This is a genomic window from Saccharopolyspora antiqui (assembly GCF_052246905.1).
Lineage (GTDB): Bacteria > Actinomycetota > Actinomycetes > Mycobacteriales > Pseudonocardiaceae > Saccharopolyspora.
The window spans coordinates 55302-81040 of record NZ_JBQQBO010000028.1 but is presented as its reverse complement, the minus strand read 5'-3'; the positions used below and the strand labels follow the sequence as shown (position 1 = coordinate 81040).

Genomic DNA, 25739 nt, shown 5'->3' with positions numbered 1-25739 from the left:
ACGTCTCCCTCCGCGTTAAGGCCGTTATCAGGCACCACCAGCGGAGGCGATGAAGTAGACGACCAGACCGATCAGCGCCAGCACCTCGACCAGCACGAAGGAGATCCAGGCGATGCCCTGCAGCTGCCCCTGGGCTTCTGGCTGGCGGGCGGTGCCGTTGATGACAGCGGCCCAGATCAGACCGACGCCGATGCCGGGGCCGATCGCGCCCAGGCCGTATCCGATCGCGGCCAGACCCGGGTTTAGGTTGAACGCGGTCTCAGCAGCCTGCGCAAGAACGATGTTGCTCACTTTCACTACCTTTCACTCGGTCCGCTTCTTGAGGCGGATCGGAGGTCTTGGTCTTTCTCTCAGTGGCCTTCGGCCAGCGCCGCACCGATGAAGTTGGCGGTCAGCAGCGCGAAGATGTAGGCCTGCAGCACCTGGATCAAGGCTTCGACGAACGTCAAGGCAATGGCGAAGGCGATCGAGACGATCGAAATCGGTTTGAACGCCGCACTCGCCTCAAGGAGCAGGTACTCCCCGCCCAAGGTGAACACCAGCAGGATGAGGTGCCCAGCGAACATCGCGGCGAAGACCCGGACCGCGAGCGCGGCGGGTTGCGCGATGAACTTCTGCAAGAATTCGATCGGGGCAAGCAGGATGTAGATGGGCTTGGGCACCCCGGGTGGGAACATGACGTGCTTGAAGTAGCCCAGGAAACCGTGTCGAGCGAAACCCACCCCGTGGAACACCACGTACACCACGGCGGCCAGCGCGATCGGGAAACCGATCCGCGACATCGTGGGGAACTGGATGATCGGGATGATGCCGAAGATGTTGTTCACCAGGATGAAGGTGAACAACGCGAAGATCAGCGGCACGAACGGGCGGAAGTCCTTGGCCCCGATCTGCTCCCGCGCGATCTTGTTGCGACTGAACTCGTAGACGAACTCCGCCACGAACTGCCCCTTGCCCGGAACCAGCTTCAGATTCCGGGTGGCGATCACGAAGTAGGCGCCCACGACGATCGCCGACAGCACGACGAGGACCATCGGCTTGGTGACTCCGCCGAAGATCGGCGGTAGGACAAAGCTATCGGCACCCGGCGGTTGGAACATTCCGCCCTCGGCCAGCATCAGCGCGCCCAACTGGGCTCCTTCCGGTTCTCCCGGTTAACTTCACTCAACCGGGGGAATCGTCACGTTTAGCACTTAACGTACCTGATACGTGATCTGGCACGCGTAGGGGCCCTCCCCGCCCGAGTGGGACCACGAGACCTCTATCGAGTCCTCGGACCCGCGCTGTGCAGGGAAGGCTTCTGCCGCGGCACGATACCAGCGGGTAAGTAGTCACCCGACATGCTGGTCCGCTACCACCCGTCTGGCCCAGTGGTCGACAGGCGTCGAAACACCACCGAAACGGTTCAGCTCCCCGGCACGATCGTAGGAATCTTGGCTCGTTTGAAGGCGACCACCTCGGCACCCGCCCACACCATCACGGTGGCCAGCATGGTGAACGCCAGCGACTCCCGGTGGATCGCATCGATCCCGCCGAGCAACGTCATCACCACCAGCAACACGATCATCTTGCCGACGTAGCCGCCGAGCGCGGCGACCATCACGAATTGCGGGTTGAGGCCACCGGTGGTCCGCATCAACCAGATCGTCAGCAGCGACGACGCGAACGCCACGACACCGCCGATCAGCGCACCGACCAGGCCGGAAACCCCCACCAGGACGGTGGCCACGATCGCGCCGATGACCACCGTCGCAACCCCCGGCCACACGGCGGTGCGCAGCATCGCCGACGCCAGGTTGCGCACGATTTCGGCGTGCGGATTCACCGGCTCGGCGTCCTCGCCGGGGCCGTCTGCGGTGGTCTTCGGGGTGGCTTCGTCGCTCATCAGGACTCTCGATCGGCTCGGGCTCTCATCCGCGGAATCACCGAGATGATAGCCGCCAGCAGCACCCCGAGGCCGACCACCCAGGCCACCACAACCGCGTTGAACAGGGTCAACGACACCGCTCCGAAGGCGATGACAGCTGCCCACAAGTAGATCAGCAGCACCGCGCGGCGCTGCGAATGCCCGATCTCCAGCAACCGGTGGTGCAGGTGCATCTTGTCGGCGTGGAACGGGCTCTTGCCCGCCGTGGTGCGACGCACCACGGCCAGCACGAGGTCGAGCAGCGGCACGAACAGCACCGCCGCCACCACCAGCAGCGGAGACAGCAGCGCGATGGTGTCGGTCGCGCTCGGGGCGCTGCTGTAGTCCATCCGGCCCGACGCGGACGTAGTGGCGGTGGCCAGCATCAGACCGATCAGCATCGAACCGGAATCGCCCATGAAGATCTTCGCCGGCTGGAAGTTGTGCGGCAGGAAACCCAGGCATGCCCCGGCGATCGTGGCGGCGATCAGCGCCGGTGGGTATGCGGTGACGTCGCCGTTCTGGCGGTTGAGCACGCTCAGGCAGAACACGAAGGTGGCGGTGGCCGAGACCAGTCCGATTCCGGAGGCCAGGCCGTCCAGGCCGTCCACGAAGTTCATCGCGTTGATCATCGCGACCGTCAGCAGCACGGTCAGCAGCTGCCCCTGGTTGCTGCCCAACAACATCAGCTGCCCGGTGTGGCCCTCGGTGCCCCCCCACGGCGCCCAGAACATGTACCACTGGACACCGGAGAGCACCAGGATCCCGGCGGCGGTGACCTGCCCGGCCAGTTTCGTCAGCGAATCCAGCTCGAAGCGGTCGTCCAACGCACCGACCAGCACGATCAGTCCGCCGGCGACGATCGCCGCCACGGTGTCGTTGGAGTAGTCGAAGCTGCGGGACAGCACCGGCAGGTTGGCGGCCACGAACATCGCCACCAGCACACCGCCGTACATCGCGATCCCGCCCATCCGCGGCATCGGCGTGACGTGCACGTCGCGCACGCGCGGGTAGGCGACCGCTCCTACCCGGATCGCCAGCAGCCGGACCAGGCCGGTGAGCAGGAAGGTCACCGCGGCGGCGGTGAGCAGGACGAGCAGGTACTCACGGGCGGGAAGCCCGGCCGGTGCCCAAGGTGCGTTGTCCATACCGGTGGCTCACCCGCGCCGGGCCGCGGCCCGCGGGAATTCGAAGTCCAGCCCCCAGAGCGGATTGTTCAAGCCCGGCGCTCCTCATCGCTGTCCACGTTGCGGATCCGATCGCTAACGCTATCGGCACGCGCCGATGCCGCTTTCACCGGTCCGCTTCGAGCTCAACGCCGAGCACCTCGGACAGCTCGGCCAGGGTCACCGCGCCCTCCCGCAGCACCCTCGGCGTGCCCTGGGTGAGGTCGACGATCGTGGAGGCCACCGGTTCACCGGACGGGCCGCCGTCGAGGTAGACGTGCACCGAGTCGCCGAGTTGCTCGCGGGCTTGCGCGGCGCTGGCGGCCGGCGGCTGACCGGTGCGGTTCGCGCTGGACACAGCCATCGGCCCGACCTCGCGCAGCAGGTCCAGGGCAACCAGGTGCAGCGGCATCCGCAGGTTCACCGTGCCCCGCGTGTCGCCGAGGTCCCAGGACAGCGACGGGGCCTGCGGCAGGACCAGCGACAGCCCGCCGGGCCAGAACGCTTCGATCAGCGCGCGCGCCTGCTGCGGGACCGACATCACCAGTCCATCCACAGTGGACCAGGACCCGACCAGCACCGGCACCGGCATGTCCGGGCCGCGGCCCTTGGCGGCCAGCAAGGCGGCGACCGCGCCTGCGTCGAAAGCATCGGCGCCGATGCCGTAAACCGTGTCGGTGGGCAGCACGACGAGCCCACCCGCGCGAACCGCGTTGGCCGCGGCGGCCAGACCTGATTCGCGGCTGTCCGGACGAGTGCAGTCATAGACGGTGCTCACACCCCGAATCCTGGCACGCCCCCGCGAAGCCCGTTCGAGTGGTGTAGCAGATCACCATCAGGGAATATTCGTCACCAGTAACACCGGGGCACTCGACCAAGATCCGTTGGGTGTGTTCGGGGTCCGGGCAACATCGGCGGTGCTCGGACGTCTGCCGGACGCGGATACCACACCAAGCGAGTACGAGGAGAGCGCATGACCGCCCCACCCCCGGGTGTCGAGGCCGACCAGATCGAGTTCCCAGCTGGCAAGATCCGCTTCTACCGGGCGGGCACCACCGGCCCGGCGATCGTCCTGCTGCACGGCGGAGGTCCGGACAACGCCCTGCTGAGCTGGCGGCACGCCATCGGCGTGCTCTCCGCCGATCACCGGGTGTTCGCGCCGGATCTTCCCGGCCAGGGCGGCAGCATGCCGTGGAGGGCCGCGCCGACCAGCGCACCTTCGAGGAGGTGCTGCGCTGGCTGCTGGACGCCTGGCGGGTGCCGGAGGCGACCTTGGTCGGCTTGTCGATGGGCGGCAGCATCGCGGCCGGTTTCACGCTGCGCAACCCGCAGCGGGTACGCGGACTGGTGCTTGTGGACAGCACCGGTATCCAGCACAGGCTGCCCCACCACCTGCTGACCTACCTGCTGCTGCGAAGGCGGTTCGCCGGGGCGCTGGTGGCGAAGCTGCTGCGGCTGAACCGATCCCTGGTGCGCCAGGTCGTCAACCGGGTGTTCTTCACCAGCGGGCAAGCCGTGCCGGACCTGGAGTCCATTGTCGACGAGGTCAGCGCCGAGGCCGCGGCACGGGGCTCGGTGTTCGCCGACTGGCACGCCGACGCCATCGCCCGACGGGCGATGCGCGTCAACCACCTACCGCACCTGGGCCGAATCCAATGCCCGGTCATGGTGATCCACGGCGAACAGGACGCCATAGTGCCGGTCACGGCCGCCCGGGACGCCGCCGGAGCGATCCCCGGCTCAACGCTGCGCGTGATCCCGGAAACCGGCCACTGGCCCAACCGCGAAAAACCCAACGAGTTCAACGCCCTACTACGCGAATTCGTCAACGCCCACAACTGACCACCCACCCCGGCCCGGTGACCAGAGCAAGGGAACCTTCCTGTCACCAGCGGCACGGCCATGCGAGCAAGGGAACCTTCCTGTCACACGCGCACCAGCCGTAGCGCCGCCGCGAGCATGGGAACCTTCCTGTCACCCGGGGCTCCGCGAGGCGTGTGCATGGGAACCTTCCTGTCATTTTCGGCAGGGAGGTTCCCGTGCTTTCGTTCGCGGGAGGTGCGTCAGGCGCTCGGCTCGGTCTGGGTGCGGCGGGCGGTGGCGAAGCGGGGGCGGCCCGCCAAATCGGTGTGCTCCTGGACGTCGCTGAGGACGCGGCGGGCGGACAAGAGGGCAGGCACCGAACCGCCGTGGGTGTCGTCGTGCTCGATGGCCACACCTCCGCCGGGGCGCAGCAGTCGAGCCGCGCATCCGATCACGTGGCGGATCACGTCGAGGCCGTCGCGCCCGGCGAACACGGCTTCGTGCGGGTCGTGGTTGCGGACCTCCGGCGGCACCGGGGTGCCTTCCGGGACGTACGGCGGGTTGCACAGCACCAGGTCGGCGAGGCCTTCCAACTCCATGAACAGCATCGGATCGGTGACGTCCCCGGCGTAGAGGCGGATCGGGGTGTCTCCGGCCTGTGCCTGCTGGTCGGCGTTGCGGCGGGCCCAGGCCAGGGCGGCGGGATCTTTCTCGACTGCGTGCACGACGGCGTCCGGTCGGGCATTGGCCATCGCGAGCGCGAGCGCGCCGGAACCGGTGCAGAGGTCGACCACGGTCGGCCGGTCGACTCCCTCCAGCGCCGCCAGTCCCCAAGCGAACAGCAGCTCGGTCTCCGGGCGCGGCACGAACACGCCTGGCCCGACGTTGAGCGTCACGGCTCCCAGCGATGCGTTTCCGGTCAGGTGCTGCAGCGGCACCCGCGCGGCCCGTTGGTGCACCAGGTCGTGCAATGCCTGCACCACCGGGGGGTCGACTAGGGGCACCATCATCAACTTGGTGCGTTCGACCCCGAGCAGGTGCGCGGCCAGCAGCTCGGCATCGGTGCGCGGGCTTGCCACGCCTGCCGCGGAAAGCATGCGTTCCGCGTCGAGAATGGCCAGGCGCAGGGGCTGTCGGGTCACGTCGCCAGCTTAGAAAACACGCGGGCACCAGCCTCCACGTCCTCGGCTGCGCTTGACCGACGCCAGCCGATCGGGGCGGCCCAATGCTCGATCGCACCCATCCGGATGAACGTTTGCCCAGGCAGAGACGTTGATCAGGTGAAACCCCCAGCCGAATACCCGATCTTGCTGGGCGATCCGGTTCAGAGCGACAGTCGTTCTTGTCGGTCCGCGGCGAGCACTGCGGCGAGCACCGCATCCAAGTCGCCGTCGAGGACTTGGTCGAGGTTGTAGGCCTTGTAGTTCACGCGGTGATCGGAGATGCGGTTCTCCGGGAAGTTGTACGTCCGAATCCGCTCGGAGCGGTCCACTGTGCGCACTTGGCTGCGCCGGGCCTGCGATGCCTCCCGCTCGGCTTCTTCTTCCGCGAGGGCCTGCAACCGGGCCTTGAGCACCTGGATGGCCCGCTGCTTGTTCTGCAGCTGCGACTTCTCGTTCTGGCAGGACACCACGATGCCGGTCGGCAGGTGGGTGATCCGAACCGCCGAGTCGGTGGTGTTCACGCTCTGCCCACCCGGCCCGGAGGACCGGTAGACGTCGATGCGCAGGTCCTTCTCGTCGACCTCGACCTCGACCTCCTCCGGTTCGGGATAGATCAGCACCCCGGCGGCCGAGGTGTGCACCCGGCCTTGCGACTCGGTGACCGGCACGCGCTGCACCCGGTGCACGCCGCCTTCGAACTTCAGCCTCGACCACACCCCGTCGGGGCTGGTGTCGCTGCTTCTGGCCTTGATCGCGACGGTGGCGTCCTTGTAGCCGCCGAGATCGGATTCGGTCGCGTCCAGCACCTCGGCCCGCCAGCCCTGGCGCTCGGCGAACCGCAGGTACATGCGCAGCAGGTCACCGGCGAACAGCGCGGACTCCTCGCCGCCCTCGCCGGATTTGACCTCCAGCACCACGTCGGAACCGTCGTGCGGGTCACGCGGCAGCAGCAGCTCGGTGAGCTTCTCCTCCAGCCTTGGAATCGATTCGGCGAGGCGATCGGCTTCCGCACCGAAGGTCGCGTCCTCGGCGGCGAACTCGCGGGCGGTGTCCAGATCGGAACGGGTCCGATCGAGTTCCCGTGCGGTGCGCACGATCGGCGTGAGCTCGGCGTAGCGGCGGCCGAGCTTGCGGGCGTTCACCTGGTCGGCGTGCACGCCGGGATCGGCCAGCCGCTTTTCCAGCTCCGCGTACTCGGTGAGCAGCCCTTCGAGCTTCGATGTCTCCACTGGCGATCACCTTCATCTGCTGCGGACGTTCGGGCACCAAACGCAGACGACGGCGCCCGCCCCGCTCAGCTCGCGGGACGGGCGCCGTCGGCGCAGCTACTTCTGCGTCTTCTGGCGCTTGCCGTAGCGGGCCTCGAAGCGGGCCACGCGGCCGCCGGTGTCCAGGATCTTCTGCTTGCCCGTGTAGAACGGGTGGCAGTTCGAGCAGACCTCGACGGTGATCTGGCCGGTGGTACGGGTGCTACGGGTGGTGAAGCTGTTGCCGCAACCGCAGTTCACCTGGGTCACCACGTACTCGGGGTGGATGCCACTCTTCAACGGCTTGTCCTCTCTTCTTGGCCGCCGGGTCCACGTGGCCGCTGCCGCGCGGTGAACCGGTGCCGGATCAGCCTCGTATTCTGCCAGACCAAGGCTCGTGACCTGCAACGCAGGGGGTATCTCCGGTATTCCTGCCAACCGTTCGGCGCGCCTGCCCAACCGCCTAACGCATCGCAGGGACCGTCCGCCGAGCCGGGTGGGGCCGAGGGTGCGTGCGGCCAGGTCGGCCGTTCATCCTCGACGGGTGCTGCTGTGTTCGGTGTTGGGAAGGCTCACGGTTGGGTCGTGGGTGTCCCTTCCGCTGCTGTTTTTGGGCAGCGCCGCTGGAGTCGCGGCCTTGCTTGATCTGCTGCTTGCGCGGGGGGCGACTCTCGATCAGAACCTGAGTCTGTCGGCGCCGCTGCTGTTCGGTTTCGCCGCCGGGTTGACCTTGCTCAGCGCGAGCCACGTGCGTTGGAGCTTCCGATGGCAGCGTCGCGGCCTTCGGTTCACCTACCCGCTGCTGATGGTGGCCTGCGCGCTCGCGATGGACGGGGTGCAGCTACCGGTCTTCGCCGCACTCACCGTCGGCCCGGTCGCCGTCGCACTGCTGGCCGTGCTGCTGACCCGCGCCTATCAAGATCGAGACACACCCGACTGCGCCGAAACCTGAGCCTCGGTGGTGCGAGCATGGGAACCTTCCTGTCATTTTCGTGACAGGAAGGTTCCCATGCTCTGGTCAACGGCCCGACAACGCCGCAGGGCCCGCACCGGTGTCGGTGCGGGCCCTGCGGGCGGGGTCGGACTGGACTGGGGTCAGTCGTCGTCCTTGCCCGGGGTGGTCTTGGCGACCTGCATCAGGAACTCGATGTTGGTGCGCGTCTTGCGCAGCCGGTCCTGCAGGAGTTCCAGTGCCTGCTGCGCGTCGAGCGCGGCGAGCACCCGGCGCAGCTTGTGGGTGACGGCCAGCTCGTCCGGCGAGAGCAAGATCTCGTCCTTGCGCGTGCTGGAGGAGTCCACGTCGACCGCGGGGAACAGCCGCTTGTCGGCGAGCTTGCGGTCCAGCTTGAGCTCCGCGTTACCGGTGCCCTTGAACTCCTCGAAGATGACCGTGTCCATGGTGGATCCGGTCTCCACCAACGCGGTGGCGAAGATCGTCAGCGAGCCTCCGTTTTCGATGTTGCGGGCCGCGCCCAGGAACCGCTTCGGCGGGTACAGGGCGGTGGAGTCCACACCACCGGACAGGATTCGCCCGGATGCCGGGGCCGCCAGGTTGTAGGCACGCCCCAGTCGGGTGATCGAGTCGAGCAGGACGACCACGTCGTGGCCCATCTCGACGAGCCGCTTGGCCCGCTCGATGGACAGTTCGGCGACCGTGGTGTGGTCCGACGGCGGCCGGTCGAAGGTGGAGGCGATGACCTCACCCTTCACCGAGCGCTGCATGTCGGTGACCTCTTCCGGCCGCTCGTCGGCGAGGACGACCATCAGGTGGCACTCGGGGTTGTTGGTGGTGATCGCGTTGGCGATCGCCTGCAGCACCATCGTCTTACCGGCCTTGGGCGGCGAGACGATCAGCGCGCGCTGCCCCTTGCCGACGGGCATCACCAGGTCGATGATCCGGCCGGTCAGGTTGTGCGGTTCGGTCTCCAGGCGCAGCCGCTCGTTCGGGTAGAGCGGGGTCAGCTTGTGGAACTCGGGGCGGTTCTTGGCCGCGTCCGGGTCCAGGCCGTTGATGGAGTCCACCCGCACGAGCGGGTTGAACTTCTGCCGCTGCTGCTCGCCCTCGCGCGGCTGCCGGATGACGCCCTTGATGGCGTCTCCGCGACGCAGCCCGTACTTGCGGACCAGCGACAGCGACACGTAAACGTCGTTCGGGCCGGCCAGGTAGCCGGAGGTGCGCACGAAGGCGTAGTTCTCCAGCACGTCCAGGATCCCGGCCACCGGCAGCAGGACGTCGTCCTCGCGGACCTCCGGCTCGCCGCCTTCGCCGCGGCCGCCGCGGTTGCGGCGGCGGTCGCGGAACCGGCGGCCACGACCCCGACGACCACCCTCGTCGTCATCGTCCTGGCGGTTGTCCCGGTCCCGGTCCTGGCGGTTGTCGCGATCCTGGCGGTTGTCCCGGTCTTGGCGGTTGTCCCGGTCCCGGTCTTGGCGGTTGTCCGACCTGCGCTCGGTGCCGCGCTGCTCCTCGGCGCCACCTGACTCGGTGGCCGCGTTGGTGCGCCCGGACGAGCGGCGCCGACGGGTACCGCGGCGGGTGTCGTCCTCACCGGCGGCCTCCGCGGCCTGCGGCCGACGGGAGCGGCTGCGGCCGGGCGTGGTCCCGTTGGTGCTGGGCTCGGCCGGTGCTTCCCGCGTGGCGGTGCCGGACTCGGCCTCGTCAAGCGCTGGCTGGTGGGCCTTGGCGACCGCGGTTTCGTCGACGCGGACCGGGCTCTTCTTGGGCGCGCGGGACCGCGGCGCCGTGGTGCCACCCTGCTTCTCCTTGATGGCGGCGATCAGGTCGCCCTTGCGCAGACCACCAGTTTCGATCCCCAGTTCCCCCGCGAGTTGGCGCAGTTCGGCAAGAACCATGCCGGAGAGTCCACCGCGTCGCCGCGGAGTGCCGTTGGCCTCGGATTCCTGCTGGCCAGCCGAAGAGGCGTTGGTCGCCTCGCTGCTCAACAGTTCGGTGTTGCTCACGAATGTCCTTCCTGACCGGACCGCGCCTCCTACGCGGCCCAGCGGATTGCCCGCCCGCTCTGGAGTGCGGGCGGCCTGTGTGTGCTACCAGCCCTTTTGCCGGTCGGATTTGCTCCACGCACGCGGCGCGGCCGACATCGGCGATGGCTCGGGGAACCAGCAGCACCGGGCGGTGGGAGGTACCCGGCTCGCGTGGTCCATGTGCGACGCATCCACTCCGATCCACACGTGCCGATGCACGCCCTGCTGCCGCCTCATTCCAGGGATCGCCAACTCAACTCTTGCCCCGGTGGTGAACCGGGTAGCTCCGGGCCATCGGGCGGCGTCATGGTCACCTCGGGGGCCACACCTGTGGAACTTAAGGCCCCCACCCCGACATCGGCAACGATGTGTACCACCGAATCGTCCCGAAGCGAACTCAATTGAGTTGACAACTCCTGCCTCGGTCACCGCGATGCCGAACCCGCCTAGGTCGATCTCCACCCGTGTCGGGTGGAGTTCATTCACGGCGGGAGATGCGCCCCGGAAAACGATGTCCCGGACACGGCACCGACGCACTGAGCGCGGTGACTGATTGACCTTGAGGGTAGACGCCCCATAGTTCGGGTGCAACAACCCCCTGGGCGTGTGGCACGCCCTTCTTCGGTCGTGCCGTCGACTACATCCAGTGGGTGCCACTATCCGCAGCCTACGACACCTCCTTTGTACCACCCCACCGCAAGGCGTCGGTTCCGGGGCCGTGAACAGGGCTTTTCGTCCCGGTAGACGGCCGGTCAGGCCTGCGGCGCGACCTGCACACCGGTCCGGTCGACCGGTAGGCCAAGTACGTCGAAACCGTTCGGCGCGATGTCTGCGGGAAGCACGCCATCCGGCGGAAACGCCAGTACCGTCGGGCCCGCACCGGACACGGCCGCGGGGATGCCGACCGCGCGCAAGCGGCGGATCAGCCGGATGGTCTCCGGCCAGGCCGACTCGCGGTAGTCCTGGTGCAGTCGGTCGTCGGTGGCGGCCAGCAGCAGCGACGGATCGCTGGTCACGGCGTGCACCGCCAGGGCGGCGCGGCTGGCCGCGAACGCGGCGTCGGCGTGCGGGACCTGTTCTGGGAGCAGGCCGCGGGTGGTGTGCGTCGACGACTCCGCTTGGGGGACAAGGACGATCGGCGCCAGGTCCGGGTGCGGCTGCATCCGGACCGCGTGGAATCGGCCGGATTCCTGCCAGGCGACGACGAATCCGCCGAGCAGGCTCGCCGCCGCGTTGTCCGCGTGCCCTTCCCAGACCGCGGCCAACTGCAGCGCGCGGTCGGCGTTTTCCTTGTCCCGCAAGTCGAATCCGGCGAGCTCGAAACCGGCGGCGACCCCGGCGACGATGGCCGCCGCCGAGGAGCCCAGCCCGCGGGCGTGCGGAATCGCGTTCTGGCAGTGCAACCGCAGCGCCGGGGCCGGAAAACCCAGTTCGGCCAAGGCTTTGTGGATGACGCGCACCACCAGGTGACGCTCGTCGGTGGGCACCGCATCGGCGCCTTGGCCTTCGACCACCACCTTCGCCGAACCCGCGGTGCCGTCGACGACCTGCGCGGAAACGGTGTCGTACAAGGACAACGCCATCGCGAGGGTGTCAAATCCGGAGCCGAGGTTCGCGGTGGATGCGGGCACTGTCACCCGGACGGCCGAATGGGACAGCCCGGTCACGTGAGTTCCAGTGCGGTTGCCACCGCACCGGGGTCCACCGGCAGCGGCTCGACCTCGACCATGCCGGACAGCGCGGTGTCCGGGTCCTTCAAGCCGTGCCCGGTCACCGTGCACACCACGACCGAGCCGATCGGCAGCCGACCGTCCGCGGCGGTGGCCAGCAGTCCGGCGACGCTGGACGCCGAGGCGGGTTCGACGAAAACGCCTTCCCGGGCCGCGAGCAGCCGGTAGGCGGCGAGGATGTCCTCGTCGGTCACGGCGGCGAACAGGCCCCCGGATTCGTCCTTGGCGCGCACCGCGCCGGTCCAGGACGCCGGGCTGCCGACTCGGATCGCGGTCGCGATGGTCTCCGGTTGCGCGACCGGCTGGCCGTGCACCAGCGGCGCGGCACCGGCGGCCTGGAAGCCGAACATCCGCGGTGTCGTGTCGACGACGCCATCGCGGGCGTATTCGGTGTAGCCCTTCCAGTACGCGGTGATGTTGCCGGCGTTGCCGACCGGCAGGCAGTGCACGTCGGGCGCCCGGCCGAGCACGTCGCAGATCTCGAACGAGGCGGTTTTCTGACCGTCCAGCCGAACCGGGTTGACCGAGTTGACCAGCGTCACCGGATGTTCGGCGGCGGTTTTGCGGGCCAGTTCCAGGCAGTCGTCGAAGTTGCCCTGCACCTGCAGGATCTTCGCGCCGTGCACCACGGCCTGGGCGAGCTTGCCCATCGCGATCTTGCCCTGCGGTACCAGCACCGCCGAGGTGAGTCCGGCGCGGGCGGCGTAGGCGGCGGCCGAGGCGGAGGTGTTGCCGGTGGACGCGCAGATGACGGCTTTGCTGCCGTCGGCCAACGCGTGCGTGATGGCCACGGTCATGCCGCGGTCCTTGAAGGAACCCGTGGGGTTGGCGCCCTCCACCTTCAGGTAGACGGTGCTGCCGGTGAGCTCGGTGAGGTGGTGCGCTGGCACCAGCGGGGTGTTGCCTTCTTGCAGGGTCACGATGCGCGCCCCGTCCGGGACCGGCACCCGATCCCGGTAGGCCTCGATCAGCCCGGGCCATCCGGCACCGGATCGCACCGGCACACCCTGGATGTTCGTCACGACGGTTCACCTTCCACGCGCATCACGCTGACCACCTCGCGCACCACCGGAAGCTGCGCGATCTTGTCCACTGTGGACCTCAATGCCGCGTCGGGAGCGGTGTGGGTGACCACCACCAGGCTCGCCTCCGCGCCCCGCCCCTGCTGCCGCACCACCGAAATGCTCACATCGTGCTCGTTGAAGGTGGCCGCGACCTGCGAGAGCACACCCGGTTTGTCGGCCACGTCGAGGCTGATGTGGTAGCGGGTCGGGGTCTTGCCCATCGGGCGCATCGGCAGTTGCGCGTGCGCCGATTCCCGGGGCCCTTTGCCCGCCACCACCAGGTTACGAGCCACCGCGACCAGGTCGCCGAGCACCGCGCTGGCGGTCGGCGCACCCCCCGCGCCCTGCCCGTAGAACATCAGCTGACCGGCGGCCTCGGCCTCCACGAACACCGCGTTGAACGCATCGCCGACCCCGGCCAGCGGGTGGCTGCGCGGGATCATCGCCGGGTGCACGCGGGCCGACACCGATTCGGTGCCGTCCTCGTCGACCACCCGTTCGCAGATCGCCAGCAGCTTCACCGTGCGATCCAGGGTGCGTGCGGCGGCGATGTCGCCGGGGGTGACCGCCGAGATGCCCTCGCGGTGCACGTCGCTGGCGGTGACCCGGGTGTGGAAGGCCAGCGACGCCAGGATCGCGGCTTTCGCGGCGGCGTCGAAGCCGTCGACGTCGGCGGTCGGGTCCGCCTCCGCGTAGCCGAGCCGACCGGCCTCGTCCAGCGTTTCGGAGTATCCGGCGCCGGTGGTGTCCATCGCGGACAGGATGTAGTTCGTGGTGCCGTTGACGATGCCGATGACCCGGTTGATCCGGTCGCCGGCCAGCGACTCGCGCAGCGGCCGCAGCAGCGGGATCGCCCCGGCCACCGCCGCCTCGAAGTAGATGTCGGCGCCCGCGGCGTCGGCCGCCGCGTACAGCTCGGAGCCGTGTTCGGCCAGCAGCGCCTTGTTGGCCGTCACCACCGACTTGCCGGACCTCAGCGCGCTGAGCAGCAGCGAGCGGGCCGGTTCGATGCCGCCGATCAGCTCCACGATGACGTCGATATCGCCGTCCACCAGCGCTTGGGCGTCGGTGGTGAGCAGGTGCTGGGGCACTTCGGGATGCTTGTGCGGGCGGCGCACCGCCACCCCGGTCACCAGCATCGGCGCGCCGGTTCGCGCGGCGAATTCCTCCGGTTGGTCCTGCAACAGGCGCAGCACCTCGGTGCCAACGGTTCCGCACCCCAACAGTGCGACCCTGATCGGTTCACGGTCCTGGATCACTCACACCTCCAGCCGGAGCAGGTCGTCCTCGGTTTCCCTGCGCAGCAGCAACCGCGCCTGACCAGCGTGAACCGCCACCACGGGCGGCTTGGGCAGGCGGTTGTAGTTGCTGGCCATCACGTAGCAGTACGCACCGGTGGCGGCCACCGCGAGCAGGTCTCCTGGAGCAATGTCCTCTGGGAGCCAGCAATCGCGCACCACTACGTCACCGGATTCACAGTGCTTGCCCACGATGCGGGACAGCGCGGCGGGCGCCTCGGCGCCTCGGGAGACCAGTCGGGCGTCGTAGACGGCGTCGTAGAGCGAGGTGCGGATGTTGTCGCTCATGCCGCCGTCCACGCTGACGTACTTGCGCTGCACATCGGCGCCGAGCGCGACGTCCTTGGTGGTGCCGACCTCGTACACGGTCACCATGCCCGGTCCGACGATCGCGCGGCCCGGCTCGACGGCGATCTTGGGTACCGGGATCCCCGCGTTTTCGGCTTCCTTGCCGACGATCTCGTGCAGCCGGATCGCCAACTGGTCCGGGGGCAGCGGGTCGTCCTCGGCGGTGTAGGCGATGCCCAGGCCACCACCGAGATCCACAGTGGACGCGCTGGCCAGCGCGTCGGCGCCGTGCTCCGCGCGCAGCTCGGCCAGCAGCCGCACCACCCGGTGCGCGGCTAGCTCGAAGCCGTCCACGTCGAAGATCTGCGAGCCGATGTGGCTGTGCAAACCGGCCAGCACCAGCGAGTCGGCCTTGAGCACCCGGTGCACCGCCTCGGCGGCCTGCCCGCCCGCCAGCGAGAAACCGAACTTCTGGTCCTCGTGCGCGGTCGCGATGAATTCGTGGGTGTGCGCCTCCACACCGACGGTGACGCGCACCAGCACGTGCTGCCGGGCACCGAGCTCGGTGGCGATGTGGTCCAGCCGGGTGATCTCGTGGAACGAGTCCAGCACCACGGAGCCGACCCCGGCCCGCACCGCGGCGGTCAGTTCGGCGACGGACTTGTTGTTGCCGTGGAATGTGATCCGCTCCGCGGGGAATCCGGCGCGCAGCGCTACGGCCAGTTCACCGCCGCTGCAGACGTCCAGGCTCAGGCCTTCTTCGGCGACCCACTTCGCGACTTCGGTGCACAGGAACGCCTTCGACGCGTAGTGCACCGCTGCCGGGTCACCGAAGGCTTCCGCGTAGTCGCGGCAGCGCGACCGGAAGTCGTCTTCGTCGAGCACGAACAGCGGTGTGCCGAAGCGTTCTACGAGTTCGCGGACATCGATCCCGGCGAACCGGACGACACCGTCCGCACCGCGCTCGCAGGTGCGCGGCCACACCTGCGGGTGCAGCAGGTCGAGCTCTTCGGTTCCGACCGGAACGGGTCCTGCGGTGTTGCCGGGCGGCACGACGTCCGCGTGCCGCGGCCCGGCGGGATGGGCGCGCATCTACAGCTCCTTCGCGCAGCCTGCCGCTGGACAGGCCATTGGTACGTTCATCTCCTCGCGGGCGCTACATCTTGTCCGGGGCGTTGACGCCGAGCAGTGCGAGACCGTTGGCGATGACCCGCCGGGTCGCCTCGCACAGCTGCAGCCGGGCGATGGTCAACGGGCTCGTCTGGTCGTCGCCGGGCTGCAACACGCGGCACGCGTCGTAGAACTTGTGGTAGGCGGCGGCCACGTCTTCCAGGTAGCGGGCCACCCGATGCGGTTCCCGCAGTTGGGCGGCCGAGAGCACCACGCGCGGGAATTCGCCGAGGGTGCGGATCAGGTCGCCCTCACGTTCGTGGGTGAGCAGCGACAGGTCGGCATCGTCCACCGGGCCCCGCTCGATGCCGAGCGAGGCCGCGTTGCGCTGCAACGAGGCCAGTCGGGCGTGCGCGTACTGCACGTAGAAGACCGGGTTCTCGTTGGTGCGCTTGCTGATCAGGTCCAGGTCGATGTCCAGCGTGGCGTCCACGGAGGACCGGATCAGCGAGTAGCGGGCGGCGTCCACACCCACCGCGTCGACCAGGTCCTCCATCGTCACGACGGTGCCCGCGCGTTTGCTCATCCGCACCGGCTTGCCGTCGCGCACCAGGTTCACCAGCTGTCCGATTAGGACTTCGACCACGTCCGGGTCGTCGCCGAGCGCCGCCGCGGCGGCCTTGAGCCGGGCGATGTAGCCGTGGTGGTCGGCGCCCAGCACGTAGATGCACAGGTCGAAGCCGCGGTTGCGCTTGTCCCGCAGGTAGGCGACGTCGGCTGCGATGTAGGCGGGCTCGCCGTCGCTTTTGATCACCACCCGGTCCTTGTCGTCGCCGTACTCGGTGGAGCGCAGCCACCAGGCGCCGTCGGAGAAGTACAGGTGACCGGATTTCTTGAGCTTCTCGACGGATTCGGCCACCGCACCGGAGGTGTGCAGCGAGTCCTCGTGGAAGTACACGTCGAAGTCGGTGCGGAACTCGTGCATGCGCTGCTTGATCTCATCGAACATCAAGCCCACGCCGACGCGGCGGAACGTCTCGTGGCGCTGCTCGGCGGGCAGATCCAGGGCGCTCGGCTCGGCCTTGAGCACCGCGGCGGCGATCTCGCCGACGTAGTCGCCGCCGTAGCCGTCCTCCGGGGTGGGCTCGCCCTGCGCGGCGGCGATCAGCGACCGGACGAACCGGTCGATCTGCGCGCCCGCGTCGTTGAAGTAGTACTCGCGGGTCACCGCGGCGCCCTGCGCGGCCAGCACTCGACCAAGCGCGTCGCCGACCGCTGCCCACCGGGCGCCGCCCAAGTGCATGGGACCGGTCGGGTTGGCCGAGACGAATTCCAGGTTCACGTTCAGATCCGCGTACCGCTGGCCGTTGCCGTAGTCGGCGGCGCGGCCCAGGACCTCCCGCACGATCTGGCCCTGCGCGTCGGCGGCCAGCCGCAGGTTGAGGAAACCCGGCCCGGCGACGTCGACGGTGTCGATGGCGTCCTGCCCGGTCAGCGCCTCGGCCAACCAGCCCGCGAGATCCCGGGGCGACACGCCGAGCTTCTTCGCGACCTGCATCGCCACGTTGGTCGAGTAGTCGCCGTGCGCCGGGTTTCGGGGTCGCTCGACCGTCACCGCCTCGGGCAGCACGGAGGCGTCCAGCTTCCGGGCGGAAAGCACCTCGACGGCGGTGTTGCGAACCAGTTCAGCGAGCACGGCGGGAGTCACCTTATGCAGTCTAAGGAAGCGTCGCCGCTGCTCAGCCAACGGGTTGGGCTGCGGCGAGGCGGACACGACACGCCGTGTGATCGAATCATCACGCAAGTGTGAGAACGTGTGGTGGCGAGCATTGGACGAGCGGCCCCCCGCCGCGTCCGCAATCTCTACACTGGCGTGCCGGGTCCCCCCGGTGATTCTTGGCGAGACGAGGTTTGCGAACAGCATGGCGAACAGGAAGAGCAAAGCGGTGCGCGGCGCCGTGGTGCATCAGCGGTCGATCCCCTGGATGCTGATCTCCGGAGTCACCGTCGTGGTGGTGTTCGCGGCCGTGATCTTCGGCTACGCGTTCAACCGGTGGTCCGCGCAGGAATCCGTCCGGCAGGCCCAGGCCGCGGCCGAGGCGGCCACCGCCGCGTTCAAGCCGTCCGCGCAGAACCCGGACCCGTCCAAGACGATCCCCGGCATCACCATCGTCAACTACCAGGGGCAGGTCCACATTCGCTCGGACCAGCGCGTCGCCTACGACCACACCCCGCCCTTCGGCGGCCCGCACGACGGCATCTGGGCCGACTGCACCGGCGTGGCCTACCCGGAGGCGGTGCGCACCGAGAACATGGTCCACTCGCTGGAGCACGGCGCGGTTTGGATCGCCTACAACCCGGACCGGGTCGACGAGGCGGGCCTGGAGCGGCTCAAGGCCCGAGTCGAGGGCAAGCCGTACACGATGATGTCGCCGTACCCGGGGTTGGACAGCCCGGTCTCGCTGCAGTCCTGGGGCCACCAGCTCAAGGTCGACAACGCCGACGATCAGCGCATCGACCAGTTCATCACCGCGCTGCGGTTGAACAACAACGGTGTCTACCCGGAGGTCGGCGGCTCCTGCCAGGCCTACCCGGGCGCGTTCGACACGAACAACCCGCCGAAGTTCGACCCGACCCAGCCCGGCCCGGACGCGGTCACCATGGATGGCCGCGGCGCCACGTCGGCAACCGGCGAGATGGGTCAGTAAAGCGGTGTCCGGTGAGGCATCTGCCGCCCGGCGGGCGCTGCCGGTGCGCATCTTCGTGGCCGTCGCGGCGGCGGTGGCGCTGCTGCTGTTGGGGGCGGCGCTCGGTCTGCTGATCCGGGTGCCGTCCTTCGACCGCGCCGAACCGCAGCCGACCGCGGTGGACATCGGGTTCGCCCAGGACATGTCGATGCACCACCAGCAGGCCGTGACCATGGCGACGCTGGCGCGCGAGCGCGCCGCCGACATCTCGGTGCGGCAGTTGGCGTTCGACATCGAAACCAACCAGCGTGATCAGATCGGTCGGATGCAGGGCTGGCTGAGCCTGTGGGGCCAGCCCGCGCAGGCCACCGGTCCGCTGATGCAGTGGATGACCCCCGACGGTGGCCACGACCACCAGGTCGCGGCCACCGGTGCGCCATCGGGCGGGCTGATGCCCGGTATGGCCAGCAGCGGGGACATGTCCCGGCTGCAGTCGCTGCGCGGGCCGGAGTTCGACGTCTACTTCCTGCAGCTGATGCTGCGGCACCACCAGGGCGGCGCCGCGATGGCCGAGTACGCCTCGCTGCACTCAGCCGTTCCGGCGGTGCGCGAGCTGGCGAAGAACATGCTCGGCTCCCAGCGCAACGAGAGCACCCTGATGCGCACCATGCTCACCGAACGAGGCGCCCAACCCCTCGGCTGACCACAGCATGGGAACCTTCCTGTCACTCGCCGGGCGCCACCGACCACCCATGGCCCGTTGACGTGAGCATGGGAACCTTCCTGTCACTCGCCGGGCGCCACCTCGGGACGTCCGCGTCCCGTTGACCGCAACATGGGAACCTTCCTGTCACTTCCGGTGGAGGTCACCAGGTGAGGGCTTGGCAGCGCTTGGCGCATTCGGCGGGTTCGACCTGCAGGGTTGCGTGGTCGATGTGGTACCGCTCGGCCAGCAGACGCTGCGCCGCCACCAGCACGCCGCTGTGATCGGCGGCGGCACCGGTGGTCAGGTGGGCCGAGGCGACTTCCATGCCGGAGGTGAGGGTCCACACGTGGAGGTCGTGCACTTCGGTGACCGATGGCAGTGCGGCGAGATCGGCGCGCAACTCCTGCACGTCCACTCCTTCGGGAGCCTGCTGGACGAGGATTCGCAGGGCCTGGCGGGCCAACTTCCAGGTTCGCGGTAGCACGAACAGCCCGACCGCGACGGCCACGATCGGGTCAGCCAGGTACCAGCCGAACGCCCAGCTCACCGCGCCACCGATCAGCACACCCACGGAGCCGATCGTGTCCGCGAGCACCTCCAGGTAGGCACCGCGCACGTTCAGACTCTCGTTGGCGCCACGCCGCAGCAGTGCGAACACCACGAGGTTGGCGACCAGCCCTGCGGCGGCGGTCAACATCATCGGCATTCCGGCGATTTCCGGCGGTTGCCGGAAGCGGGCGATGGATTCGTAGAGGATGTAACCGGCGACGCCGAACAGCAGCACGGCGTTGGCGAGTGCGGCCAGAACCTCCATGCGGTACAGGCCGAAGGTCCGTTTGCCTTCGACTGGTCTGCGCGCGGCCGTGATCGCGGCGAGTGCCATGCCGACGCCGAGCACGTCGGTCAGCATGTGCCCCGCGTCGGAAAGCAGTGCCAGCGAGGACGTGAAGAATCCGACGAGTGCTTCGAGCACGAAGAACGCGAGCAGGATCGCGAACGACGCAGCCAACCTCCGCACGTAGCGGCCGGATGCGCTGACCGCGTCGGCGGCCGAACCGTGCCCGTGGCCCTGACCCATCGGCTGCCCTCCTCAACACCCGCTCCTAATACATAGTGAAATATGCATGATTGCAGGTGTCAAGCACAGCGCCCCGACCAAGGACGCGAGCATGGGAACCTTCCTGTCACCGGTGACAGGAAGGTTCCCATGCTCCTTCTGGCCCGCGAAGCGGCGGTGAATGTGCGGGGTGGGGTAAGTCGCCCCCCACCGAAGGCGGTGTGGTGGATGCGCTAGGCTGACGATCGTCCGCAGCGACAAGCCCTCGTAGCTCAGCGGATAGAGCACTGCCCTCCGGAGGCAGGTGTCGCAGGTTCGAGTCCTGCCGAGGGCGCCCCAGCAAGAACCACTTCAATCGACCCCTGAGCAGGCATGAAGCCGCCGGGGGTCGGTCTGTTGATAGGCCACTGGCTGCCGCGTTCTGTCGGTGTCCGCGGGCAATGCGTGGACACGTGGCGCTCGGGCGCGCGACGAACGCCGCGCGATCATGGCCTGCCCGTGCAGCAGGGCGCGCAGATCGTCAGCACCACCCCGACCGAGCATCCTGCGGCCGTTGGCGGCGCTCCCGCAGCAAGCCGCTGGAGCTCTCCCGGACAAGGCGCTCGCGTTAGGACCTCGGCCCCCTACTGGTTGCGCGGCGGCTGCGCCGCACCGGAGTTGCTCGCCGAAGTCGTCAGCACCGCGGCGGCCGACGTGCGCGGCTGAGCCCCGAAGGCTCCAGCCATCGAGTGTCGGGATCAACCTGTGCCGGTTATGCCCCGCATATCCCTGACTTCCCGGCGGAGCACTCCCCTGAGTTTCTGGACTTGCAGGTCCATTTTTCGGTCAGCACCCTGGCAGCGAAGCGCACCTCGCGCGACTACTGGGCAAACCGAAAGAAACGAGACAGCAGTGGACTTCCAGTTAGCAGGCAAGCGAGCGCTCGTCACCGGATCGAGCTCCGGTCTCGGTGCGGCGATCGCCAAGCTCCTCGCCGCCGAAGGCGCAGACCTCGTCATCCACGGCCGCGACGAGGCCAGGGCCGCAGTGGTGGCGAAATCCATCCGGGAAACTGGCGCAGCGGCCACCCTCGCGATCGCCAGCCTGGACACCGACGCCGGCGCCGACCTGGTCGCGACCGCCGCACTCGGTGATGGCCCGGTCGACATCCTGGTGAACAACGTCGGCGTCTTCGACATGCAGAAGAGCTGGACGACCACCACGCCAGCCGACTGGGCCGACCTGTACAACGTGAACGTCATTTCGAGCGTTCGCTTGATCCAGCGACTCGTGCCCGCGATGCGCGAGCGCGGGTGGGGTCGGGTGATCCAGATCGGCAGCGTGACCGGCTCGCTCCCGTCGGCATCCCAGCCGCATTACAACGCCACCAATGCCGCGCGGGAAAACCTGTCGCAGTCGCTCGCGCGGGAGTTGCGCGAGTCCGGGGTGACGTCGAACACCGTCGCACCTGGCGGCATCCTCACCGATGCCATCAAGGACATGCTCTTCGGATTCGGCAAGGCGAACAACATGGGTGAAACCTGGGAGGAGATCGAGCCGAACGTCGTGCGCGCGCTCGGGCCCAACGACGTCGGCAGGGTTGCCCGCCCCGAGGAGATCGCCGCCGCGGTGGCCTACCTGGCGAGCCCGGCCGCGAACTACCTCACCGGCGCGACCCTCCGACTCGACGGCGGCTGGTACGTGCAGCCGGTCCACGACAACAGCTGACGGCGCGCGGAACGACATCCAGGATTCGAGCCCAGGAGGCGAGTTCTCCGGCTTGTCCGCACGCCAGCACGGGGTCGCGCGCAGTGAGCGCGACCCCTGCATCGGCGACCTACCGCACAACATTCTGGACTTGCCAGTCCACTCTGCTGGTCGTTAGCGTGGGAATTCACGGTGAAATACGCGGGGAGCCAGGCGCATGGGGAAAGTGCTGACAGCCAAGGGCGCGGCGACGCGTGCGCGCATCATCGAGGGCGCGGCGGAACTGCTCCGGGAGCACAGCGTCGAGAACACCACTCTCGACCACATCCGCACCCACACCGCGACCAGCAAGAGCCAGCTGTTCCACTACTTCCCGGAAGGCAAGGAGCAGTTGCTGCTCGCGGTGGCCGAGTACGAGGCCGAGCGGGTGCTGGATGATCAACAGCCCTACCTCGGCGACCTGTCGACGTGGACCGCCTGGTACCAGTGGCGGGACGCGCTGATCAAGCGTTACACGGCAATGGGCGACACCTGCCCGCTGGGTTCGCTGTTCCTGCAGATCGGCCGGCACACACCCGGTGCGCAGGCCATCGTCCGCGGCCTGATGCGGAGGTGGCAGAACGCGCTGGCCGCAGGCATGCGATCGCTCCAGCAACACGGTCGGCTGCCCGAGTCGTTCGACGTCGAGCGGGCCGCCGCGGCGCTGCTGAGCGCACTGCAAGGAGGAGTGACGCTCATGCTCTCCACCGGCCGCAGCGACCATCTGAAAGCAGCTCTGGACTACAACATCGAACAGCTGCGACTACACGCGCCGAGCCGCGCAGCCGCTCGGTAGCGAGACGTCGCGGAGCTCGACAGTTCGCGCTCTTGAATGAAAATCCCGGTTCTTACCGGAAACCCAGCCATGACCGTGGCCATGGTCGGTTCAGGCGCGCAGGTCGTAGCTCAGATGTGTCGCCGTCGAGGACACCCGGACTGAACGCTGCGTGAACTGGCGTCGTTGACATCCCGTGAACAGCGCGATGCCGGACCCCAGCACGACGGGTGCGAGGTGTATTCGAAGCTCGTCGACCAGACCCGCATCGACGCATTGGCGAATCACATCACCACCGCCCATGACGAACACCTTCTTGGCCCCGGCAGCGGCGCATGCCTGCTCGATGGCGGCTTTGAGACCAGCGGTGACGAAGGTGAAGTCGAGGCCCAGGCGCAATTCGGCTGGAGCGGCGTGGGTGACGACGAAGAAAGGCGGGGTTGCCGCCAGCTTCGCGCCGTAACCCATGTCGTCGTTCCAACCGTGCGGCCCGTCCACGAAGTCGAAGAGACGACGGCCCATCACCACCGCGCCCGTCTCCTCCGCGGTCTCGCGGAGCACTTCAGCGTCAACGTCATCGCTGGAAGCCACGGCCCAAGCGTGCAGCGACTCGCCACCACGGCCCAGGCCGTGTTCTGGATCGGGATCCGGTCCCGTCACGAATCCGTCAAGCGACATGGATATGTCGGCAACGACTTTCGACATCAAGCCTCCCAGCACAGCACGTCGGCGATGCAGACCACGCTGCCTCCCGAAACTCATCGGCGCGCGTCGGTCACCGGCGCTCACCTTCGATCTCGGGTCCAGCCCCGGAGTTCAGCGCGGACCGGCGGAGTCCGCATGGCGCCTTCCGCGGGCTCGGGTTCGCCGGAACGCCACCGCTGGCCAACCGGGCTGTGTCCGAAGCAACTGCCGAATGCCTCTCAATGAGAGCTATTCTGCCAAGGTGAGCGATGCGGACCCGTTGACCGTCGCCGACGAGCTGATGACCGTGACCACGGCGCTGCGCCGGGTGGTGCGGCGCAGCCTTCGCGCCGAGCTGCCGGGCCCGCACCCGCGAGGCGCTGAGATCGAACTGCTGCGGGTCGTCGAGCAGCGGCCGGGCATCAGCGTGGCCGCCGCCGCCCTGCAGCTGCGGCTGGCGGCGAACTCCGTGAGCACCCTGGTCAACCAGCTCGCCCGAGTCGACATGCTGCACCGCGAGACCGATCCCGACGATCGCCGCGTGGTCCGGCTGCGCCTGACCGATGCCGCCGCGCATCGGCTCACGACCTGGCGGCACGCGAGAACCGACCTCGTCCGCGAGGCCTTCGCGAATCTATCCACAGTGGACCAAAAGGCGATTGCCGGTGCGTTGCGCGGGTTGAACGCGTTGGTCGAGGACCTGGAAGGGAGCAGTGCCGATGACCGAACCGATGGCGGTCCGCTGCACGGGGCTGCGGCAGACGTTCGGCGAGCACGTCGCGGTCGACGGGATTGACCTGGCCGTCCCCGCCGGCGCGGTGTTCGGACTGTTGGGCCCCAACGGCGCGGGCAAGACCACCACGATCAGGGCGATCACCACGCTGCTGCCCACCGCGGCCGGAACCGTCGAGATCTTCGGCGTCGACGTGGCGCGCCACAAGCTCGCGGCGCGACGACTCATCGGGTACGTGCCGCAGCAGCTGTCGGCGGACGGGACGCTGACCGGTTGGGAGAACGTGGCGCTGTTCGCCCGGCTCTTCGACGTGCCCCGCGCGCAGCGACGATCCGCCGTGCGCACCGCACTGGAGGCCGTCGGCCTCACTTCCGCCGCCGAACGTCAGGCCAGCACCTATTCGGGCGGCATGGTGCGCCGCCTCGAACTCGCGCAGGCGCTGGTCAGCGGGCCGAAGCTGCTGGTGCTGGACGAGCCGACGATCGGGCTCGACCCGATCGCCCGGGAGGGCGTGTGGGAGCGGATCCACGAGATCCGCGCCGCGACGGGGATGACCGTGCTGGTGACCACGCACTACATGGACGAGGCCGACCAGCACTGCGAGCAGATCGCGCTCATGCACCGCGGCCGGATTCGCGCGCTGGGCACTCCGGCGGAACTCAAATCCGTCGTGGGACCCGAGGCCACGCTCGACGACGTCTTCCGAACGATCAGCGACGACGCCTTCGACGCCGAGACAGGGGAAGGGATGCGGAATGTCCGCTCGACTCGACGTACCTCAAGCCGCCTCGGTTGAGCCGGTGCGGCGAAGCCTGCCGGGCCTGGTGTTGTCGCGCACCGCGGCGATGTGCCTGGTCGAGTTGCAGAAGCTGCGCCACGACCGGTCCGAGTTGCTCACCAGGGCGATCCAGCCCGCGCTGTGGCTGCTGATCTTCGGCCAGGTGTTCACCAGGCTGCGGGCGATCCCAACCGGGAACACCCCGTACCTCGACTACCTCGCACCGGGCATCCTCGCGCAGTCGGCGTTGTTCATCGCGATCTTCTACGGCATCCAGATCATCTGGGAGCGCGACGCCGGGGTGCTGGCGAAACTGCTGGTCACACCCACCCCGCGAGTCGCGCTGGTGACCGGCAAGGCGTTCGCCGCCGGGGTACGCGCGCTGGTGCAGGCGCTGGTGGTACTGGTGCTCGCGGCGCTGCTCGGCGTCGGCCTCACCGGAAATCCGCTGAAACTGCTCGGGATGGCCGTGGTGGTGGTCCTCGGCTCGGCGTTCTTCTGCTGCCTGTCCATCACGATCGCCGGGCTGGTGCTGTCGCGGGATCGACTGATGGGGATCGGGCAGGCGATCACCATGCCGTTGTTCTTCGCCTCCAACGCCCTGTACCCGGCCGATCTGATGCCCCAGTGGCTGAAGGTGATCAACTACATCAACCCGCTCGGCTACGAGGTCGACGCGCTGCGCGGGTTGCTGATCGGCACCCCCGCGAACTTGGCGCTGGACTTCGGCGTTCTGATCGTGGCCGCGGGCGTGATGATCAGCGTGGCGTCCGCCCTGCTGGGGCGCTTGGCCAGGTGAGGTGCTGGCGCGGCCCGGCCATGACCGTCCACAAAGGT

25 protein-coding genes and 1 tRNA gene are annotated in these 25739 nt (G+C 68.5%); 10 read left to right on the top strand and 16 right to left on the bottom strand.

The annotated features are described in order from the left end of the window. Positions 1 to 27 precede the first annotated feature (27 nt). The 5 genes from ACTWQN_RS32055 to ACTWQN_RS32035 all read right to left on the bottom strand — a co-directional run bounded on the left by ACTWQN_RS32055 (position 28) and on the right by ACTWQN_RS32035 (position 3850). A complete protein-coding gene (locus tag ACTWQN_RS32055) occupies positions 28 to 291 on the bottom strand; it encodes an ATP synthase subunit C-like protein (RefSeq protein WP_443207369.1) in 264 nt (87 codons plus the stop codon). A gap of 59 nt (positions 292 to 350) precedes the next feature. Then, a complete protein-coding gene (gene atpB, locus ACTWQN_RS32050) occupies positions 351 to 1130 on the bottom strand; it encodes a F0F1 ATP synthase subunit A (RefSeq protein WP_443207368.1) in 780 nt (259 codons plus the stop codon). A gap of 275 nt (positions 1131 to 1405) precedes the next feature. Next, a complete protein-coding gene (locus ACTWQN_RS32045; protein ID WP_443207367.1) occupies positions 1406 to 1885 on the bottom strand; it encodes a Cg1360 family ATP-synthase-associated protein in 480 nt (159 codons plus the stop codon). After that, on the bottom strand, positions 1885 to 3054 hold the full coding sequence (locus ACTWQN_RS32040; RefSeq protein ID WP_443207366.1) for a glycosyltransferase family 4 protein: 1170 nt from the start codon (positions 3052 to 3054) through the stop codon (positions 1885 to 1887). Before ACTWQN_RS32040 ends, ACTWQN_RS32045 begins: the two co-directional genes overlap by 1 nt. A 145-nt stretch (positions 3055 to 3199) precedes the next feature. Beyond that, positions 3200 to 3850, bottom strand: a complete 651-nt coding sequence (locus ACTWQN_RS32035; protein WP_443207365.1) for an L-threonylcarbamoyladenylate synthase — start codon at positions 3848 to 3850, stop codon at positions 3200 to 3202. Between the two features lie 413 nt (positions 3851 to 4263). Here ACTWQN_RS32035 and ACTWQN_RS32030 point away from each other — a divergent pair, with 413 nt between their 5' ends. Then, on the top strand, positions 4264 to 4914 hold the full coding sequence (locus ACTWQN_RS32030) for an alpha/beta fold hydrolase (RefSeq protein WP_443207364.1): 651 nt from the start codon (positions 4264 to 4266) through the stop codon (positions 4912 to 4914). Between the two features lie 221 nt (positions 4915 to 5135). Here ACTWQN_RS32030 and prmC read toward each other — a convergent pair whose 3' ends face one another. The 3 genes from prmC to rpmE all read right to left on the bottom strand — a co-directional run bounded on the left by prmC (position 5136) and on the right by rpmE (position 7585). Continuing rightward, positions 5136 to 6017: a peptide chain release factor N(5)-glutamine methyltransferase gene (prmC, locus tag ACTWQN_RS32025; protein ID WP_443207363.1), complete on the bottom strand. Its 882-nt coding sequence runs from the start codon at positions 6015 to 6017 to the stop codon at positions 5136 to 5138. 182 nt (positions 6018 to 6199) lie between these two features. Beyond that, a complete protein-coding gene (gene prfA / locus ACTWQN_RS32020) occupies positions 6200 to 7267 on the bottom strand; it encodes a peptide chain release factor 1 (protein WP_443207362.1) in 1068 nt (355 codons plus the stop codon). A 96-nt stretch (positions 7268 to 7363) separates the two neighbouring features. Then, positions 7364 to 7585: a 50S ribosomal protein L31 gene (rpmE, locus tag ACTWQN_RS32015; RefSeq protein WP_242180630.1), complete on the bottom strand. Its 222-nt coding sequence runs from the start codon at positions 7583 to 7585 to the stop codon at positions 7364 to 7366. A gap of 337 nt (positions 7586 to 7922) precedes the next feature. On the opposite strand from rpmE, the gene ACTWQN_RS32010 reads away from it, so the two are divergent. Beyond that, a complete protein-coding gene (locus tag ACTWQN_RS32010; protein ID WP_443207361.1) occupies positions 7923 to 8237 on the top strand; it encodes a hypothetical protein in 315 nt (104 codons plus the stop codon). 143 nt (positions 8238 to 8380) lie between these two features. Here ACTWQN_RS32010 and rho read toward each other — a convergent pair whose 3' ends face one another. From rho to argS, 6 genes are all read right to left on the bottom strand, one after another. Next, positions 8381 to 10246, bottom strand: a complete 1866-nt coding sequence (rho, locus tag ACTWQN_RS32005; RefSeq protein WP_443207360.1) for a transcription termination factor Rho — start codon at positions 10244 to 10246, stop codon at positions 8381 to 8383. Between the two features lie 773 nt (positions 10247 to 11019). After that, positions 11020 to 11934, bottom strand: a complete 915-nt coding sequence (gene thrB, locus ACTWQN_RS32000; RefSeq protein ID WP_443207359.1) for a homoserine kinase — start codon at positions 11932 to 11934, stop codon at positions 11020 to 11022. Beyond that, positions 11931 to 12995, bottom strand: a complete 1065-nt coding sequence (thrC, locus tag ACTWQN_RS31995; protein ID WP_443207396.1) for a threonine synthase — start codon at positions 12993 to 12995, stop codon at positions 11931 to 11933. Before thrC ends, thrB begins: the two co-directional genes overlap by 4 nt. A gap of 20 nt (positions 12996 to 13015) precedes the next feature. Next, positions 13016 to 14320: a homoserine dehydrogenase gene (locus tag ACTWQN_RS31990; protein ID WP_443207358.1), complete on the bottom strand. Its 1305-nt coding sequence runs from the start codon at positions 14318 to 14320 to the stop codon at positions 13016 to 13018. Continuing rightward, on the bottom strand, positions 14321 to 15739 hold the full coding sequence (gene lysA / locus ACTWQN_RS31985) for a diaminopimelate decarboxylase (RefSeq protein WP_443207357.1): 1419 nt from the start codon (positions 15737 to 15739) through the stop codon (positions 14321 to 14323). It abuts the gene before it with no gap. A gap of 64 nt (positions 15740 to 15803) precedes the next feature. Then, positions 15804 to 17465 carry an arginine--tRNA ligase gene (gene argS / locus ACTWQN_RS31980; protein ID WP_443207356.1) on the bottom strand — a complete coding sequence of 554 codons (1662 nt, stop codon included), beginning with the start codon at positions 17463 to 17465 and terminating at the stop codon, positions 15804 to 15806. A gap of 214 nt (positions 17466 to 17679) precedes the next feature. Here argS and ACTWQN_RS31975 point away from each other — a divergent pair, with 214 nt between their 5' ends. Together ACTWQN_RS31975 and ACTWQN_RS31970 are read left to right on the top strand one after the other, a co-directional pair. Then, complete coding sequence (locus tag ACTWQN_RS31975) at positions 17680 to 18465, top strand: thioredoxin-like domain-containing protein (protein ID WP_443207355.1); 786 nt, start codon at positions 17680 to 17682, stop codon at positions 18463 to 18465. Further along, a complete protein-coding gene (locus tag ACTWQN_RS31970) occupies positions 18422 to 19147 on the top strand; it encodes a DUF305 domain-containing protein (protein WP_443207354.1) in 726 nt (241 codons plus the stop codon). The genes ACTWQN_RS31975 and ACTWQN_RS31970 overlap by 44 nt, the downstream gene beginning before the upstream one ends. Before the next feature lie 163 nt (positions 19148 to 19310). On the opposite strand, the gene ACTWQN_RS31965 is transcribed toward ACTWQN_RS31970, so the two are convergent. Next, complete coding sequence (locus ACTWQN_RS31965; protein WP_443207353.1) at positions 19311 to 20228, bottom strand: cation diffusion facilitator family transporter; 918 nt, start codon at positions 20226 to 20228, stop codon at positions 19311 to 19313. Positions 20229 to 20468: 240 nt separating this feature from the next. Between ACTWQN_RS31965 and ACTWQN_RS31960 the strand changes: the two genes are divergently transcribed. The 3 genes from ACTWQN_RS31960 to ACTWQN_RS31950 all read left to right on the top strand — a co-directional run bounded on the left by ACTWQN_RS31960 (position 20469) and on the right by ACTWQN_RS31950 (position 22728). After that, a tRNA-Arg gene (locus tag ACTWQN_RS31960) sits at positions 20469 to 20541 on the top strand. Positions 20542 to 21098: 557 nt separating this feature from the next. After that, complete coding sequence (locus ACTWQN_RS31955; protein WP_443207352.1) at positions 21099 to 21914, top strand: SDR family NAD(P)-dependent oxidoreductase; 816 nt, start codon at positions 21099 to 21101, stop codon at positions 21912 to 21914. A 196-nt stretch (positions 21915 to 22110) separates the two neighbouring features. Then, positions 22111 to 22728, top strand: coding sequence for a TetR/AcrR family transcriptional regulator (locus ACTWQN_RS31950; protein WP_443207351.1), 618 nt, complete (start codon positions 22111 to 22113; stop codon positions 22726 to 22728). A gap of 90 nt (positions 22729 to 22818) precedes the next feature. On the opposite strand, the gene ACTWQN_RS31945 is transcribed toward ACTWQN_RS31950, so the two are convergent. Further along, positions 22819 to 23496 carry a dihydrofolate reductase family protein gene (locus tag ACTWQN_RS31945; RefSeq protein ID WP_443207350.1) on the bottom strand — a complete coding sequence of 226 codons (678 nt, stop codon included), beginning with the start codon at positions 23494 to 23496 and terminating at the stop codon, positions 22819 to 22821. Positions 23497 to 23653: 157 nt separating this feature from the next. Between ACTWQN_RS31945 and ACTWQN_RS31940 the strand changes: the two genes are divergently transcribed. Genes ACTWQN_RS31940 through ACTWQN_RS31930 form a run of 3 tightly spaced genes read left to right on the top strand, consistent with a single transcriptional unit; the run spans position 23654 to position 25701 of the window. Further along, positions 23654 to 24187 carry a MarR family winged helix-turn-helix transcriptional regulator gene (locus ACTWQN_RS31940; protein WP_443207349.1) on the top strand — a complete coding sequence of 178 codons (534 nt, stop codon included), beginning with the start codon at positions 23654 to 23656 and terminating at the stop codon, positions 24185 to 24187. After that, positions 24111 to 24920, top strand: a complete 810-nt coding sequence (locus ACTWQN_RS31935; RefSeq protein WP_443207348.1) for an ABC transporter ATP-binding protein — start codon at positions 24111 to 24113, stop codon at positions 24918 to 24920. The genes ACTWQN_RS31940 and ACTWQN_RS31935 overlap by 77 nt, the downstream gene beginning before the upstream one ends. Further along, entirely contained in the window at positions 24880 to 25701 is an 822-nt protein-coding gene (locus tag ACTWQN_RS31930; RefSeq protein ID WP_443207347.1) for an ABC transporter permease, read from the top strand. Before ACTWQN_RS31935 ends, ACTWQN_RS31930 begins: the two co-directional genes overlap by 41 nt. Positions 25702 to 25739: the final 38 nt, after the last annotated feature.